Raw genomic sequence first — 17,343 nt, 5'->3', positions numbered from 1 at the left:
AACACACACAATGAATATTTTAGTTTTAGGTTCTGGAGGAAGAGAACATGCATTTACGCACAAGCTATCACAAAGTAAAAAAATCAATAAACTTTTTGTTGCACCAGGAAATGCTGGTACTGATAAAATTGCGATTAATATTGCGATAAATCCAACCGATTTTGAGGCTGTAAAAAAAGTAGTTCTAGAACAAGATATTAACATGGTTGTGGTAGGGCCGGAAGCTCCATTAGTTGAAGGTGTACACGATTTCTTTTTGTCTGATGAAGAATTAAAATCTGTTCCAGTTATTGGTCCAAAAAAAGATGGAGCTTTATTGGAAGGAAGTAAAGATTTTTCAAAACAGTTCATGGAAAAACATAACATTCCAACTGCTAAATATCAATCATTTACAAGTGAAACATTAGAAGAAGGATTTGCTTTTTTAGAAACATTGAAACCACCATTTGTTTTAAAAGCAGACGGATTAGCTGCCGGGAAGGGAGTATTAATTTTAGATGATTTATCAGAAGCAAAAGTTGAGTTAAAAGAAATGCTTACGAATAAAAAATTCGGAGCAGCTTCTGCAACTGTTGTGATTGAAGAATTTTTAAAAGGAATAGAATTATCAGTATTCGTTTTAACAGATGGAAAGAGTTATAAAGTTTTACCATCAGCAAAAGATTATAAACGAATTGGAGAAGGCGACACTGGATTAAATACAGGGGGAATGGGAGCCATTTCACCAGTTCCTTTTGCAAATGATGATTTTCTTGGAAAAGTAGAAGAACGAATTATCAAACCAACCGTAAATGGATTACAAAAAGATGGTATTGATTACAGAGGTTTCATTTTTATTGGATTAATGAATGTAGCTGGAGATCCATTCGTAATTGAGTATAACGTGCGTATGGGAGACCCTGAGACTGAAGTAGTTTTACCAAGAATAGAATCTGATTTATTAGAATTATTTGAAGGTGTTGCAACGCAAACTTTAGAAGAAAAAAGTTTCAGCGTAACAGATAAAACAGCGACAACAGTAATGTTAGTTTCAGGAGGATATCCAGAGGCTTATGAAAAAGGAAAGGAGATTACAGGTTTAAATGAAGTTGAGGGCTCTTTAGTTTTTCATGCAGGAACCAAAAAAGATGCTGATAAAGTAGTTACAAATGGAGGGCGTGTAATAGCTGTAACCTCTTTCGGAGATACTATTGAAGAAGCATTAAAAGTGTCGTATAACAATATTGATAAATTGTCCTTTGAGAAAATCAACTATCGAAAAGATATTGGTTTTGATTTAGTCAAATAAAACCATTCTTTTAATATAACAGTAAAACTCGGGATTGATATTCCGAGTTTTTTATTGTAGGCATGTTTTATTCTGTAGCCTCAAGAATTGGAGTCCCTGATTAACCCTCCTCTCAATATTCAATATGATAACAATAAGTAAAAAAAAGTTATAAAACTTTAGGTAACAATTTTTAAAAGTGACAACATATTAGTTAAATAACTAAAAGTATGTATATTTGCGCCGGAGAAAAAATTGTTTAATTAATAATTGCTAAAAAAAATCAATTAATCTTATGAAAAAATTATTGTTAAGCGTTGCTATAACGCTTGGATCTTTTATGGGTTATAGTCAACTCGCAGGGTCAAATGGAAATCCTATTGGAGGAGGAGGAAGTACGTCTTCTCAGGGTAATTTTTTACCTGAAGTAGTTCCGCCATCACCAGAAGCGGCGGCATTATCAAGATTTACTGAAGTGCCAGTATCTCATTATACGGGAATGGCAAATGTTTCAATTCCTATCCATACTATTTCGGTAAAAGGAATCCAAATTCCAATCAGTTTAAGTTATCATGGTCGTGGAGTTAAAGTTTCTGAGACAGCTCCAAGAACAGGAATGGGTTGGTCTCTAACGTATGGCGGTGATATTTCACGTCAAATTAGAGGGAAGGCTGATGAGTCAGGTTATTTAGGAAATGCTTCAGACTTTATGTCTGTTCCATTAAGCGAGGGTGCCAGAGCTAATTTTTTCTCAAGAGAGACCCAAATAACAGATTATGATTATTATCCAGATCAATTTACTTTTAGTGGAGGAGGAACAAGTGGAAAGTTTGTTTTTGATTATGAAACTTTAGAGCCTGTTGTTCAAAGTTTTGGTGATGTAAAGATAATTTCAGAGCGAGAAGTTATTAATAGGATAAAGAAGCGAATAATTGGATTCAAAGTTATAGATGCATCGGGTAATACATTTTACTATGGGATTTCTAAAGATAGACAAAGAGAAGCAAGAGATTATCAACGCTCTTCAATAGGAGAATCAATATATTATAATGGAAATGTTGTTAGAGATGGTCATGGATCTGGTGAACAAAACTTCAGTTCTTGGAAGCTCATGGATATAGAAACTGCTTATGGAGAGATGATTAGCTACCACTATGAAGTAGAAAGTATACAGCGATACGATAAATCTTATGATAAACATTCCCCATATCCTACATCAACTACTAATTTGGGAGATATGACTAATATTTTAACAATGAGTTCTAAAATAAATAGGATTGATGAGACGGTTTATCAATTAAGTAGAATAACCTATAACCAAGGAAGTATTGTTTTTACAAAAGAAACTAATTTAAGAGAAGATTATGAAGGGCACGCTCTTGATAAAATAACCGTTTACGATCAAAATAATAGAAAAATAAAGGCATTTGATTTAAATTATACATATACTACAAGTACTGATTATTCAAATGTATTAAGTCATATTACCAATTTAAATTTATTTGGGAAGTCGTTAAAACGTATGTTTTTAACCAGTATTGAAGAAGAAGGAAATACAGGAGCGAAATTACCACCCTATGAATTCACCTATAATGCAAAAGTATTACCAAGTCGTTTTTCTACAAGACAAGATTATTGGGGATATTATAATGGGGCAGAGCGTAACGGTCCTTTCTTAAGAATGTTTGAGTATGGTACTTTCAAACCAGATAGAAGGGTTCATTTAGAAAACTCTAAAGCAGGTATTCTAGAGCAGATTAAGTATCCTACAGGAGGAATAACTAAGTTCACTTATGAACATAATACGGGAGCGTCACCTTCTTTTATTAACGAAGTAGTTACACCTGATATTAATCCAGAGTCTGAGGTAGGAGTAAAAATAGAATTAACAAAGAGTGATTTCATTGATAGTTCTACTGGAACTTATAAGGTATTAAATTATGATATTCCTGCAGGAGTTACTGCAACTTACAAACTAGATTGTTTTCATTTAAGAGAAGCTAACGGAGATCCAAATATTCCGGACTGTATTTTTCAAGTTCTGAAGGATGGTTATGAAATGGAAATAGGTAGAGAAGTTAGCTTTAGTACTTGCCGAGGAGGTGGAACAGTTAGTTTCAAGCCTTTAGTCCCAAGGCATCCTAATGTTCCAGTAGATTTACATTTAAATCCTGATTATGATTTCAAATTAACCATTACCTATGATCAACCCATACCTATGCTATACTCTGGTGGTAAAAGAATTAAAAAGATAGAGTATATTACTGAACATGATACAAGAATCAAAGAATTTGATTATAATAGAGGCGGAAATACTAGTGGTGTTGTAATAGGTTTACCTTCTTATTTACTTATCGATAAGTATAAAAATAATAGTGCTTGTACTAATTATATAATTGCTTATTTTGATCAGACAAGTGCTTTTAGTTCTTATCAGGCTAATACTATTGGTTATTCTTTTGTAACAGAATTTAATGGTACAAAAGATGATAATGAAGGTAAGACAGAATATTATTTTACGAATTTACCTGATGGAGGAGGAGATTATTATGAGTTTCCTTATCATCCCCCGACAGATAACGAATGGTTAAGAGGTAAAAACGTAAATACATTAACCTATAGTAATGTTCCTTCCAGAGGGTATGTTTTAGAAAAAGAAGTAATCACTAATTATTTGTATGGAGATCATTTTTATGGTTTTGACCTTGTTGGTGGTATTTTTACCTATCCTGATTTTAAATTTAATCCACCAGCAGAATATTTAGGTTGGACTGAAGAAAAGAGTTCCTTAGGAAAAGTTGGAGTCAATGAAAGTAGAACATTATTTAAGCTACCATTATTTATGAGGAAAAGGCCTGTTAACCCTCTTGACAGGTATACTTCAGGTTTGCGTGTATATTATTTAACAGGAGGAACAGTAGATTTGTATAGCACTACCGAACGCAATTATTTCGATGGCAAAGTATTGGAGAGTGAAACGAAGTATTTCTATGATTACCCTAGGCATTACCAGTTAAAGCGTACTGAAATGACTGATAGTAGAGGAGATGTCTATAAAACAGAGAACGGGTATAATTCATCTTTAATGGCTCAAAATAGAATGCAACCTGTAACTTCTACTTCTTATAAAAATGACACCAAATTAGGTGTTCAACATTCGGAATATGGTCCTTTTAATGGAGTTTTATTACCATCTGTAATACAAACAAGTAAAGGAAACCAAGCCTTAGTAGAAGATAGAGCTATTTTTCATGATTATGATTATGGAAATCCAAAAGTAGTGAGTAAAAAAGATGGATCAATGATTTACTATGTTTGGGGGTATAATAAAACTCAACCAATTGCTAAAATTGAGGGATTACCGATGACTTCAGTTTATCAGCCTGATAAAAAACGTTACTATGTGAATTATACTTTCACTCCAGAACAAAACCAAGCAATTGTAAATGCAATTAATGCTTCTAATAATGATATAAACGAGTCTACAGAAAACAGTTTACGCGCAAGTTTAACAGCGTTACGTAATGCTTTTTCTGCATCACAGGTTACAAGTTTTACATACGATCCATTAGTTGGTGTAACAAGTATTACAGATCCAAGAGGAGAGGTAATGTATTATGAGTACGATGAATTTAACAGATTAAAATTTGTTAAAAACACAGAGGAAGAGATTTTAAAAGAACACACGTACAACTATAAAAATTAAGAAAAAGATGAAAAAGTTAGTATTTATACTTTTAATGTTGCCATTTGTGATGTACGCACAAAGCACTAATGAGAATCATGTAGTAACTAAGGTGTATAAGAAAGGAACTACAACACCTATTACAGGACATAATAAAGATGAAGTAATGACTAGCGTCCAGTATTTTGATGGACTAGGTCGTTTAAAACAAACTGTTGGCGTTAATGCGGGAGGAAATACAGTTTCTGAGAATACTATTCCAATTGATTGGACATTAAATGCAACTGCTACTGATTTTTTTAACAGAAACGGAGCTTCAACTGAGAACAAAATTGTAAGCGGAACTACCCCATTTGGAGGTACAGATTTACTATGGGAATGTATACCAGATGCTGCTAGTGGAGCAGATGGAGGCTGGAATACAGATTTTTTTACGATTGATAATACCAAAACCTATCGTTATACAATTTGGGTTAAGAAAAATAAAACCGGATCAACATCTCATGGGAGAACATATCATGGAATTGGTTGGAATGATGTTAACAATTTAAGTGGAACAATTAATTCCAATCCTTATTTTATCGTTAATTTCTTACCAGAGGCAAACAAATGGTATTTATTAGTTGGTATTGTACATCCTCACACTTATAGAGGTTCAGATTCAGGAGTAAGTGGTGTATACGATACGAATGGAAATAAGGTTTTGGATGGAATAGAATTTAGATGGCGTTCAGATAAAACATCTACCAGATTAAGAAATTATTTGTATTACTGTACAGATACTAGTGTTCGTCAGTACTTTTGGAGTCCATTGTTTCAAGAGATGGATGGAGGAGAAATCCCATTAGATGATGTGATTACTGAAAGTTCACCTGTAATTGCACAGGAAAACATAAAAGACATTGTCTCACATGTAGAGTACGATAATTTAGGCAGAATTACCAAAGAGTATTTACCACTTACTAATGGAAGTGGTGATGCGAACTTTCGTACGGGTGAAATGGGAACAGAAACACAAAGATATTATGCAAATAAATATGCGAAAGACTTTGCTGGAGTAACTCTACCATCTCAAGTAAATGCATATTCAGAAAAAGCATATGATTACTCTCCGTTAAATAGAGTTACACAACAAGCTGCTCCAGGAACCGATTGGAAATTAGGAAACGGACATGAGATTAAGTTTGATTATGATGTAAATTCTACTGGAGAAGTTAAAGTTTATTCTGTAACGACGACTTTTGCCAACAACACATACACTCCAACATTAGAAGGAGGAACGGATTCTTATGGAGAAGGAGAATTGTCAAAAACCGTAACAAAAGATGAGAATTGGAACGAATCTCAAACACATGATAAGGATCATACCACAGAGGAGTTTAAAAACAAAAGTGGACAAGTAGTTTTAAAACGTACTTACAATGCAAACCAACCTCACGATACCTATTACGTATATGATGACTTTGGGAATTTAACCTATGTAATCCCTCCAAAGGCAGAAGGATCAGTAGCAAAACCAACAGCAACACAATTAAGAGAGTTATGTTACCAATATGTGTATGATTACAGAAACCGTTTAGTTGAAAAGAAAATACCAGGCAAAGGATGGGAATATATCGTATATGATAAATTAGATCGTCCTGTATTAACTCAAGATGCTAATCAACATGTTAAAACAAATTCAAGTGGTCAATTAGATAGAGAGTTGTTATTTACAAAGTATGATCAGTTAGGAAGAGTTGTATATACAGGAATTACGAAGAACCTTTCTTCGAGAACAACTTTGCAAAATACGGCTAACACAGGAGATTATGAGCAATACGAAAACAGAACAACAGGTAAGCAAAACTACGGAGGAGTCGATATTTATTATTCAAAATCAGCAATTCCGAGAGTTGTTAGTGAAGTTTATACGATTAACTATTATGATACCTATATAAATTTACCGACTGATTTCGTAGCTCCTACAAAGGTATATAGCGATGTAGTGAATGTTACAACCAATACCAAAGGGTTAGCGACAGTTTCAAAAGTAAAAGTTTTAGGAACTAGTAGTTGGATTACAACAGTTACATATTACGACAAAAAAGCGCGTCCTATCTATGTATACAGTAAAAACGATTATTTACAAACCACAGATATTGTAGAAAGTAAATTAGATGATTTTACAGGAAAAGTGTTAGAAACAAAAACCACACACACAAAAGCGGGTAAAGACCCTATTGTAACCATTGATCGTTTTGAATACGATCATATGGATCGATTGATTAGCCAAAACCAACAAATAGATGATCAAATTTCTGAGCGTATCGTAAAGAACAATTACGATGATATGGGTCAGTTAGAAAGTAAAGTATTAGGAAACGGAACGAAAGCAGGATATAGATATAATATTGAGTCAGTTGTTTCGGTTTCTGATAATATCATTACAAAAGTTGGTGGAGGAAATACCTCATGGGATGGTGATATTTCTACTCAAGGAAGTATTAATGGAGATGGTTATGTTGAATTTATCTCAGAGACGAAAGGGAAATACTACATGGCAGGATTATCAAATAATAATAATACAGCATCATTTCAAAGTATAAAATTTGCTATTTATATAAATCACTCAGTTTATATCTACGAATCTGGAGCAAATAAAGGCATACGTTTAAGCTATAACGCAGGGGATATATTCAGAGTAGAACGTATAGGAAACACCATTCATTACAAAAAAAATGGAGAAACTTTTTATGTTTCAACAAAGAAGTCTACTGAAGAATTATTTGGAGATGTGAGTATGTATCACACAGGAGCTCAAATCAGAGACCTTAAAATTGTTGATAACAGCAAAGGATTACAAAAAGTTGATTACAACTACAATGTACGTGGATGGTTAACAAATATCAACGACGATATACAAGTAGACAATGATTTGTTTAACTTTAGCATACAATACAACGACCCAAGTGTGGAGCTAAACAAGCGTTTATATAATGGTAATATTGCCCAAACCAGCTGGCAAACACAAAATGTAGATATTGCTAGAAGACAATATACATACACATATGATGCTTTAAATAGAATTACCCATGCTGGAGGTCTAACGAATCTATATAATGCTGCATATAGTTATGATAAAAATGGAAATATTTTATCGCTAATTAGGAAAGGACATGTAAATGCCGATGCTACGTCATTTGGAACAATGGATGATTTAGCTTATACATATGATAATGGGAACAAACTGTTAAAAGTAGCAGAGAATACAGGTAGCAAAACCTATGGTTTTAAAGATGGCGCAAATTCAGGTAACGATTATACCTACGATGCAAATGGTAATATGATATCCGATGCTAATAAGCAGATAACAAGTGTTTTATATAATCACTTGAATATGCCAACAGAGATTAAGTTTAATAACTCGAATACTAAAAAGATTAATTATACTTATGATGCTACTGGTGTAAAGCTTAGAAAGACAACAAATAATAACGGAGCAATTACAACTACAGATTATGCAGGAAGTTTTGTTTATGAAAACAATACATTTAAACAGCTTAGTCAACCTGAAGGTTATGTAAGATATAGTAGTTCAAGTGGATTTGATTATGTGTATCAATATAGAGACATATGGAGAAATACTAGAATTACGTATTCAGATGTCAATAAAGATGGTGTAATTACTCCAAGTACTGAAATCTTACGAGAGCAGAATTATTATCCTTTTGGTTTAGAGCATCGAGGATATAACACCAATATTATAGGTGTTAAGAATAATTTAAAGCAATATCAAGGTCAAGAATTTACAGAGGATTTAGATTTAAACACTCATGAATGGAGATATAGGGTTTCTGACCCAGCAATTGGAAGGTTTTGGCAAATAGATCCATTGGCGGAAAAATATACTTATAATTCTGTATACGCTTTTCAAGAAAACAAATTAGGTTCTGGAATTGAATTAGAAGGTTTAGAGAACCTTACTTGGGAACAGCAGCAATCCCTTACTTGGGAACAGCAGCAATACCTTCAAATGAGTAAAGAAGGTCAAGGACTTTTGGCTTCTATAGGTTCGTATGTGGATAAATTTTTTGCTAGTTTTACAGTTACAACTACAGAAGAAACAGGTAGTAAAGAGACACCAGTTACTATTACTAATGTTGAAACAACCACTGTTTCACCTAATTTAGAGGACTTTTTTATGAATGGTATGAGACCTAGTTCTGATGGTACAATAATTGTTACAAACACCCCTATGGTAAAAGTAGATAAGTCTTCAACTAAAACAGTTAGTACCAAAGTGGTCAAAGAAGAAGTAAAGTTAAAAGGACCAGCGAAAGCTACGGGTGATGTTAAAGTTTCAACAAATTTAGAAACAGGAGAAACTTCCGTAACTGGAAAAGTAAGCTTAGTTGTAAGCGCGGGAGATAATAAAGCGGGTTTATTTGCGTCTACTAAAAGCTCTTCTAATGGCAGTGTTAATGTAAAAGGTGGTGTAGAAGCGAGTGTTAAGGTTGATAAAAAAACTACTTTAGGTTTTACACTTGGTATATCTCATACCGTTTTAGAAAATGAATAGTTATTTAATAATTTAATCAATAAAGACCTTTATATAAAGGTCTTTATTGATTTTTAATAGACTAATTATTGCTACTGATATCATATTTATCTTTTAATATTAATAAAAAGATGAATAGTAAAATTAAAGAATAGGGCTGGAATTTTATTCCAAGAATGTTAATACTTAGAATAGAGGGGGTAAAAGCAATTAATCCAAGAGTTCCAAGAATCAATATACCTCCCATAATATATTCATAAACTTTTCTACTAAAAAATAAGCTTACTAATGAAATTAAGATTAAAAAAAAGCCCAAATAGTGAGGTAAGGTAAAAATAACATTTGATGTTAATACTTTTATTACAGAGTATAATATTGTTGCTATGATGATAATTAATGGTATAAACTCTTTGAGGTTTTTTATTTTCATTTTGTCTTTAATATTAATGGAACAAATTACTTTAGGATAGCTTGTGTTTTGTGATTTTTATTTATAAGCTTGTTGTGTTTTGTAATCTCTAATAACAGAATCAATAATAGAAAATAAGTGAGTTTTAAACTCACTAGACATCTCTTCAATAGCTTGTAAACGTTGTAATGTTTTTTTATCGAAAGAAGCATTTATACCTTCGCCAACTAAGTAATCAAGCGATACACCAAAAGCATCAGCAATTTTTTTAGCAGCATCTACAGACGGAATTGCAATCCCTCTTTCATACTTACTAATCATCTCACGAGAAACTTTACTCTCGTTCGCTAAATCTGTTTGCGACCAACTTTTTTCTTTTCTAAGGTTAGCTATAATTACTGCTATTTTATCCACTATAAGCCTGTTTTGCGTACAATAATACTGTAAAAGCACAAATATATGTAATTAATAGACGTAATTAAAACTTAAAAGACTTGCGAAAATTGGAAATAAAATCTACATTTGCGTCTAATAAGACCAATAAAATATTTTTAACAATGTTTAATACTTCCAATCCAAATAACTACAGTTACGAAACAAAACACTTAGAAATCCATGTTTTAGGAGGTTTAAAGATTAATAAGTTAGAGAGTTTACGAGTAACGGTATCGGTACAAAAAGTAAAATCACAAAATATTATCCGTCATAATATTGATTTATACAATGATACACAGTTAGAAAAGTTTGTACGAAGAATAGCAGAACAGTTAGAAATAGGAATCAATATTGTTCGTAAAACACTACAAGAATTAACGAAAGAGTTAGAGAATTACCGCTTCATATTATTAGATAAACAAGCAGAAGAAGGAAAGTCAAAATATAAAACCCTAAATGCTACAGAAGAGAAAACTGCTATCGATTTTTTAAAAAAGGGAAAGTTGCTAAGTAGAACAAATGAGTACATTGGTAAGAGTGGAGTTATTGGTGAAATCAATAATCGCTTACTGATGTATCTCATTTTTACGAGCAGAAAAACAAACAATCCGTTACACTGTATAAGTTTAGGAAGTAGTGGAGTCGGAAAAACTCATTTACAAAGTAAGGTTGCGGAATTGATACCCGAAGAAGATAAAGTAGAAATTACTGTTCTCTCAGCAAATGCATTTTATTACTTCAATCGTACCGAATTACAATACAAGTTGATTTTAATCGAAGATTTAGACGGAGCAGAATCGGTGTTATATCCATTAAGAGAATTACAATCTAAAAAGAGAATTACTAAAACGGTTGTACACAAGGATAGTAAAGGAACTACCAAAACAATCCATTTAACGGTTGAAGGTCCTGTTAGTGTTGCAGGCTGTACTACACAGGAATCTATTTATGAAGATAATAGCAATCGTAGTTTTTTACTCTACATCGATGAAAGTGAAGAACAGGATAATAGAATTATGGAATATCAAAGATTAGTAAGTGCAGGAAAGTTAAATGAAGAAGAGCAACACAAAGCTGCTGAGTTACTAAAAGACGTGCAGAGAGTACTAAAACCAATTAAAGTTATCAATCCTTTTGCAGAACACTTAACACTTCCGAAATCAGTTTTTAAACCGAGACGTACCAACTCTCACTACTTACAATTTATAGAAGCAATTACATTTTATAAACAATATCAAAGAGAGAAGCTATACAATAAAGAAACAGGAGAAGAATATATCGAAACTACAATAGAAGATATAGAAGAAGCAAACGAGATAATTACAGAAGTATTATTACGAAAATCTGATACTATAACGGGAGCTTGTAGAAATTACTTAGAGAAGTTAAAAAGGTATTTATATATCGAAAACCAAACTACGTATACAAGTACAGAAATTAGAAGAAATCTAAGAGTAAAAGAAACGACACTAAGAAGATATCATAAACAATTATTAGACGAAGGATATATTAGAAAAGTAAAAGGTAAAAAAGGGCAAATGTATCATTATGAAATTACTGATTTACAAGAATATACAAATCTAAAAGAGCAAATAAGTACCGTATTACAAAACTGTGTTAGTCACATCAACCTCGCTACTTCGCCATAGGTTCGCCACTACTTAATAGCGAACTTAAAAATATAATAATCAAATAATTATATCACTTCGTTTAGGAATCTAAAAAAGGATAAAAGGCATGAAAAAATTAAAGTTAACAAATCATAGCTATAAGGTAGTATTACAAAGTTTTAAAGAATGGTTATCTATCTTAGGTTACAGCACTAGTACAATTTATCACTCACCTATTTACTTACAAGAATTTTTTTATTGGTTAGAAAGTAAAAGTATTAATGATATAAGAAGCATAAGAAGAGAAGATATTACAAATTATTATAGCTACTTAAAACAAAGACCTAATGAGAGTTATGGAGGAGCATTAAGTAAAGCAAGTTTAAATAGTCATATTGGAGCATTAAAACAACTTAATGAGTATTTAAAGAAACATCAAAGTAAAGGACTATCAATACACTTACGTTTTGAAAAAACAGAAAAGTTATGTAGTACAGATATTGTTACGCAATCCGAAATAAAAGAACTTTTTAAAGCAACGGCATATAGCAGTAGAGTAGAACATATATGTTTGCGAGATAAAGCAATGTTAGTGGTGTTGTATAGTTGTGGATTAAGAAGGAATGAAGCAGTACAATTAAACTTAAATGATGTGCTTTTTGATAAAGAACGAATCTTAGTAAGAAAAGGTAAAAATTATAAAGAGCGTTATGTACCATTAAATTTGTATAACCTGGATATTTTAGAACAGTACATTTACGAATCTCGTCCACAGTTCTATAACTCAAAAGCTCATGAAGCTTTATTTATCAATCAGCAAGGAGGTAGAATGGGAGGACAAAGCTTTAAACTTCGTTTAAGAGCAATATTAAAAGCAACTAATAATAAAGAATTACAGGAAAAGAAAATCACACCGCATAAATTACGTCACAGTATCGCTACTCATTTATTAGAACAAGGTGCAGCTATAGAATCTGTTAGTCAGTTCTTAGGTCATGGTTCTTTAGAATCTACTCAAGTGTACACACATTTATTAAAAGAAATTAGTATATGAATTTTAGAAAGTATTTAGAAGATAACAAGTATAGTAAATCAACAATAACAGTACATTTATTAAGAGTAAAAAGATACACAGATTGGTTAGAATGGTATGGTAAACATAGTGTAGAAATACAGTACAATGAGTTGTTACAATATGTGAAATATTTACAGGAAAAGAAGCAATATCAAAGAGCGTCAATCAATAATGAATTACGTGCAGTAAAACTGTATTACGATTATCTTATCGAGGAAAAACACACAATGTACAATCCAGCAGAAAATATAGTTATAAGAGGAAAGTATATTAAAGTTATAAAAGAAACACTAACAGAAGAAGAATTAGAAGATTTATATTATAGTTACAATATAGATCATCACGATACATTTTTTAAAGCTACCAAATTAAGAGATAAAGTAGTATTAGGTTTAATGTTGTTTCAAGGATTAACAGCAATAGAAATTTATAGTTTACAGGAATATCATTTACAATTACAAAAAGGTATTATAGAAATCCCAAGAACAAGAAGAAGCAATCCAAGAACTCACAAACTACAACCTTTACAAATGTTGACAATATTAGAGTATATAAATACAACAAGAAATTATTTAACCAATCGAATACAAACAAGTAATAATGAACAATTAATTTATGGAAGTAGTCATCAAATAAATGCTATCACAGGAAGAATTATAAAAAAGTTAAAAAGATATAATAATAAAGTTACTAGTTACTCACAACTAAGAAGTAGTATTATAATCAATTGGTTACAACATTATAATTTACGAAAAGTACAATACTTAGCAGGACATAGATATATTAGTTCTACAGAAAAATATGTACAAGATAATTTAGAGAAGCTACACGATATTGTAAATACGTATCATCCGATTAATTAACCAAGTGTTCTTCGCTTTTGCTCAGGGTTTAATGTTTTTTACTTCCGTTTACACTCTAGTAAAAACGGTTATAAGGTGTTCTCTTCACGCCAACTATTAAAAACATTTATTACTGTAATCTTCCGTAAACTCCAGTTCCAGTAAAAATATTTTTGCCATCACTTCTGTTCCGTTCACTCGCAACTACTCTTCTTTTTTAGTGTCACTATTTTTAATCAAAAATATCGCCACAAAAAAATAACCGTTGCTTCATTAAGGCTCGCCGCTTTTGCCTCACTCTACTGCGGTTTTTAAAGGAATTTAATATTGATTAGAAATTGGATTTTAAAAACCTTGTGGCACACAAATCGCAATGCGTTGCTTGCTATTATTTGTCTGTCAAGTTCGGCGCTCGCTGTAGCTTCGCCTTGGTTTTGCGTTGCACGCAGCTTGGCTGTAGGCACCATAACTTTTTACAAATCTGAATGAAAAACAAGTCATTTTAAAACCTTGGAATTATCCGCCGCATCATCCAAGCAAAACACCAAGTTTTTAAAACGTTTTACATCATAACTTAAAAGAGGTTGCTGAAGCTGTGGATTTAAGTTATGATTTAAAATGACTTGCTTTTAGAATCCAACATTTTACGAAGTAATGCAGAAACTTACCAAGTGCGCTGGCTGAAGCCGGCTATTTAACATAGTGGCGTTATAGTACAGAAATCCAAATGAATGTTAGTATAACAGCACATTATGTTACAATAGCTTGGGAATATCTAACGTAATTTTTTATTTTTACAAAAGGAAAGATTAATGAAGATAGAACGTTCATTTATATAAAAATTTGTTGTTGAGTATTAGAAAAATGCGACCGTTGTTAAAAAAAATGTGTAAAGTAAGACTACAATGGAAACATGATATCCGATGCTAACAAAGGTATCACTAGTATTGAATACAATCATTTGAATTTACCAACAAAAGTTAGTATGGGAAGTATTGGTAAAACAGGTACAACACTTACGGGTACCATTGATTATGTATACGATGCAACTGGAGTAAAACTTTCTAAAAAAGTAACAGAACTAATTGGTTCAAGACCTCCAGCTATCATAACACAATACGCTGGTAATCACATTTACGAAAATGGAAATTTACAATTCTTCAACCACGCAGAAGGGTACACACAACCTGTCATTGCGAGCGGTAGCACGGCAATCTCATCATTTGATTACGTTTACCAATACAAAGACCATTTAGGAAACATCCGTTTATCATATACCGATGTAAATGGTGATGGTGTAATTACTGCCAGTACTGAAATTATTGAAGAAAAGAATTATTATCCTTTTGGACTACAACACAAAGGGTATAATAGTGATTATTCTGGGATTGGGAATTCAACTGCGGAGAAGTTTAGTTTTGGAGGAAAAGAGTTGAACCAAGAGCTCGGACTAGAGTGGCACGACTTCGGTGCTAGAAACTACGATGCATCACTAGGAAGATGGATGAATATTGATCCTTTAGCTGAGCAAATGCGTAGGCATTCTCCATATAATTATGCATTTAACAATCCTATTTATTTTATTGATCCTGATGGTATGGCACCAATGGATTGGTATGAAAATAAAAGAACAGGAGAAGTAACATGGTTTGATGGTGATGGAGAACAAGCGGGGTATAATTATTTAGGTTATCATTTCACAGAAACCGATGTAGATGGTACAAGAACACAATATAATGGTGATACTAAAACAAAAACTGTAAGAGGAGAGGTTGTCAAAAATTATGAGCCTGCTGAAATAAAAGACAAAAAAGAAAGCAGTATTTTTGGTGTAACGCATACTGTCAAGCATAAGGAAGTAGTTGGAAAATATAATGGGCAATGGGGAGATGAATTAGAAATTTCTGAATCTAGAAGTAAAACAGTTGGAGATAGTGGAATTTTTAATATGAATCTTACTACAACTTTGGATGAAAATGGAACAGTAAAAGATAATGATATAGGATTTAGTGTGAACCTTAGTTTAGGAGACTTTAAACTTAAAGCAGACGTAAAAAGCCTTAAAGTTTCAACTCAAGTAAATTTTGGGGAAAAAGGCTTAAAGTCACAAGTAGGTTTAGAGAAAACTGGTAGACCAAGTATTACAGCATCACTAAGTAAAACTATAGGAGGTTTAAGTAACAGTATTTCATCGACATACAAACCTGGAGGAGGAGGAGCTATGATATTAACTGGTGCAATAATATCAGCTACAGTGCCTGGTGCAGCACCTGCTATGGTAAGAGCTTTACCAGCTTTAGGATTGTAGTATAATTATTTAATTTAAAATGAATAAAATTAGAAGAGTAATATTTTTGGTTGTAATAATATATATTGTAAACAGAGTTTTTTTTCTGGTTAGTGCTGGTTTATCTTATTCTCCTGAAAAAAGGATAGAAGAGCCTTTAGATTACAAAGAAATTATTATTCAAACGAACTCGAAATTGAAATATAGTCACACAAAAACTAAAGGAAATTCTTTACCTATTTCTTTATACATTTATGATGATAAATACAATTTAGTAATATTTAAGAAGAAAACTGAAATATTTGATTTGTCCAAGGGTATTAAGTTCTTTGATGAAAAGAAAGATATAGATTATGATAGGTTTTATTCCGTATTTATGTCAGAGAAGTTTAATTATATTTTGAATAATGAAGAAATTATTAAGGGAATAGATGTTTTTATTGATGGATTTGATTCAAAAAGTATAATTAAAAAAAATAAGGATGAAATATATTTGTCTTTTTTAATGAAATCAACTCTTTCGATTTCATTTAACGGTGAAAATATTGACTTATATTCAGAGGTTTTAGATTCAAAGTTTAAAGAATTTAATGAATTGATGATTTTTTATAAAGAAGGATATACTTATTTTGTTTATTTAAAACCCTTCAAAAAAGTTGAAAAGAAAAAAATAATACTAAACAACCTTATTAAAAGAGAGTTCTCTGATGGCGCGAGTATGTCAGATTAACGACTAGCGCAAGAACCCGATAGCGCGGATTTGCAATCTGAGATTTATATAAGAATTAAGCCACGTTATTTTTTGAGTAACGTGGTTTTTTGGTTTTAAGAAGAATATGCTTTTTTAGCTTTATAATCTCTTATTAAAGCATCAATTACATTAAAAATTTGTTGTTGTTCGTCAGTAGGCATATCGGTAATAGCCTCTATACGTTGTAATATTTTTTTATCTTTCACAATAACAGAATTATTACCCACTAAAAAGTCTAAAGAAACATCTAAGGCTTTAGCAATTTTATTAGCTATCTCAACAGATGGTTTGATCTCATTACGTTCATACCTTCCTATTACAGCTCCAGAAGTACCTACTATACTTCCTAAATCTTCACGAGATAACTTTTGTTCTTTACGTAACTGTGTTATTAGACTTCCTATATTCATAATTTATAAGTAACAAAAAGCCTTTAAAAATA

The 17,343-nt window shown here is 31.9% G+C and carries 10 protein-coding genes; 8 read left to right on the top strand and 2 right to left on the bottom strand.

Translation table 11 applies throughout. From position 1 onward, the window contains the following. Window positions 1-10 precede the first annotated feature (10 nt). The 3 genes from purD (at window position 11) to BTO06_RS16365 (ending at window position 9,513) form a co-directional block, all read left to right on the top strand. Complete coding sequence (gene purD, locus BTO06_RS16375; protein ID WP_100926322.1) at window positions 11-1,288, top strand: phosphoribosylamine--glycine ligase; 1,278 nt, start codon at window positions 11-13, stop codon at window positions 1,286-1,288. Window positions 1,289-1,562: 274 nt separating this feature from the next. Beyond that, on the top strand, window positions 1,563-4,973 hold the full coding sequence (locus tag BTO06_RS16370; protein WP_157811903.1) for a hypothetical protein: 3,411 nt from the start codon (window positions 1,563-1,565) through the stop codon (window positions 4,971-4,973). Window positions 4,974-4,980: 7 nt separating this feature from the next. Then, window positions 4,981-9,513: a DUF6443 domain-containing protein gene (locus BTO06_RS16365; protein ID WP_157811902.1), complete on the top strand. Its 4,533-nt coding sequence runs from the start codon at window positions 4,981-4,983 to the stop codon at window positions 9,511-9,513. Between the two features lie 466 nt (window positions 9,514-9,979). Here BTO06_RS16365 and BTO06_RS16355 read toward each other — a convergent pair whose 3' ends face one another. Then, on the bottom strand, window positions 9,980-10,315 hold the full coding sequence (locus tag BTO06_RS16355) for a helix-turn-helix domain-containing protein (RefSeq protein WP_198517101.1): 336 nt from the start codon (window positions 10,313-10,315) through the stop codon (window positions 9,980-9,982). 143 nt (window positions 10,316-10,458) lie between these two features. Here BTO06_RS16355 and BTO06_RS16350 point away from each other — a divergent pair, with 143 nt between their 5' ends. From BTO06_RS16350 to BTO06_RS16330, 5 genes are all read left to right on the top strand, one after another. Beyond that, window positions 10,459-11,985 carry a hypothetical protein gene (locus BTO06_RS16350; RefSeq protein ID WP_100923995.1) on the top strand — a complete coding sequence of 509 codons (1,527 nt, stop codon included), beginning with the start codon at window positions 10,459-10,461 and terminating at the stop codon, window positions 11,983-11,985. 88 nt (window positions 11,986-12,073) lie between these two features. After that, window positions 12,074-13,000, top strand: coding sequence for a tyrosine-type recombinase/integrase (locus BTO06_RS16345; RefSeq protein WP_100923996.1), 927 nt, complete (start codon window positions 12,074-12,076; stop codon window positions 12,998-13,000). Then, window positions 12,997-13,884 carry a tyrosine-type recombinase/integrase gene (locus tag BTO06_RS16340; protein WP_100923997.1) on the top strand — a complete coding sequence of 296 codons (888 nt, stop codon included), beginning with the start codon at window positions 12,997-12,999 and terminating at the stop codon, window positions 13,882-13,884. The genes BTO06_RS16345 and BTO06_RS16340 overlap by 4 nt, the downstream gene beginning before the upstream one ends. Window positions 13,885-14,776: 892 nt before the next feature. Continuing rightward, entirely contained in the window at window positions 14,777-16,171 is a 1,395-nt protein-coding gene (locus BTO06_RS16335) for an RHS repeat domain-containing protein (RefSeq protein WP_100926319.1), read from the top strand. A 19-nt stretch (window positions 16,172-16,190) separates the two neighbouring features. Continuing rightward, on the top strand, window positions 16,191-16,880 hold the full coding sequence (locus BTO06_RS16330; RefSeq protein ID WP_100926318.1) for a hypothetical protein: 690 nt from the start codon (window positions 16,191-16,193) through the stop codon (window positions 16,878-16,880). A gap of 95 nt (window positions 16,881-16,975) precedes the next feature. On the opposite strand, the gene BTO06_RS16325 is transcribed toward BTO06_RS16330, so the two are convergent. Then, complete coding sequence (locus BTO06_RS16325) at window positions 16,976-17,311, bottom strand: helix-turn-helix domain-containing protein (protein ID WP_100926317.1); 336 nt, start codon at window positions 17,309-17,311, stop codon at window positions 16,976-16,978. Window positions 17,312-17,343: the final 32 nt, after the last annotated feature.

This window comes from Tenacibaculum sp. SZ-18 (assembly GCF_002813915.1).
Lineage (GTDB): Bacteria > Bacteroidota > Bacteroidia > Flavobacteriales > Flavobacteriaceae > Polaribacter.
The sequence above is the reverse complement of the archived record's forward strand: the minus strand, read 5'-3'. Positions and strand labels throughout refer to the sequence as shown.

What these genes read in the sequence shown, in the direction of transcription:
- purD (WP_100926322.1), top strand. Translation starts at nt 11, where the DNA reads ATGAATATTTTAGTTTTAGGTTCTGGAGGAAGAGAACATGCATTTACG.
- BTO06_RS16370 (WP_157811903.1), top strand. Translation starts at nt 1,563, where the DNA reads ATGAAAAAATTATTGTTAAGCGTTGCTATAACGCTTGGATCTTTTATG.
- BTO06_RS16365 (WP_157811902.1), top strand. Translation starts at nt 4,981, where the DNA reads ATGAAAAAGTTAGTATTTATACTTTTAATGTTGCCATTTGTGATGTAC.
- BTO06_RS16350 (WP_100923995.1), top strand. Translation starts at nt 10,459, where the DNA reads ATGTTTAATACTTCCAATCCAAATAACTACAGTTACGAAACAAAACAC.
- BTO06_RS16345 (WP_100923996.1), top strand. Translation starts at nt 12,074, where the DNA reads ATGAAAAAATTAAAGTTAACAAATCATAGCTATAAGGTAGTATTACAA.
- BTO06_RS16340 (WP_100923997.1), top strand. Translation starts at nt 12,997, where the DNA reads ATGAATTTTAGAAAGTATTTAGAAGATAACAAGTATAGTAAATCAACA.
- BTO06_RS16335 (WP_100926319.1), top strand. Translation starts at nt 14,777, where the DNA reads ATGATATCCGATGCTAACAAAGGTATCACTAGTATTGAATACAATCAT.
- BTO06_RS16330 (WP_100926318.1), top strand. Translation starts at nt 16,191, where the DNA reads ATGAATAAAATTAGAAGAGTAATATTTTTGGTTGTAATAATATATATT.
- BTO06_RS16325 (WP_100926317.1), bottom strand. Translation starts at nt 17,311, where the DNA reads ATGAATATAGGAAGTCTAATAACACAGTTACGTAAAGAACAAAAGTTA.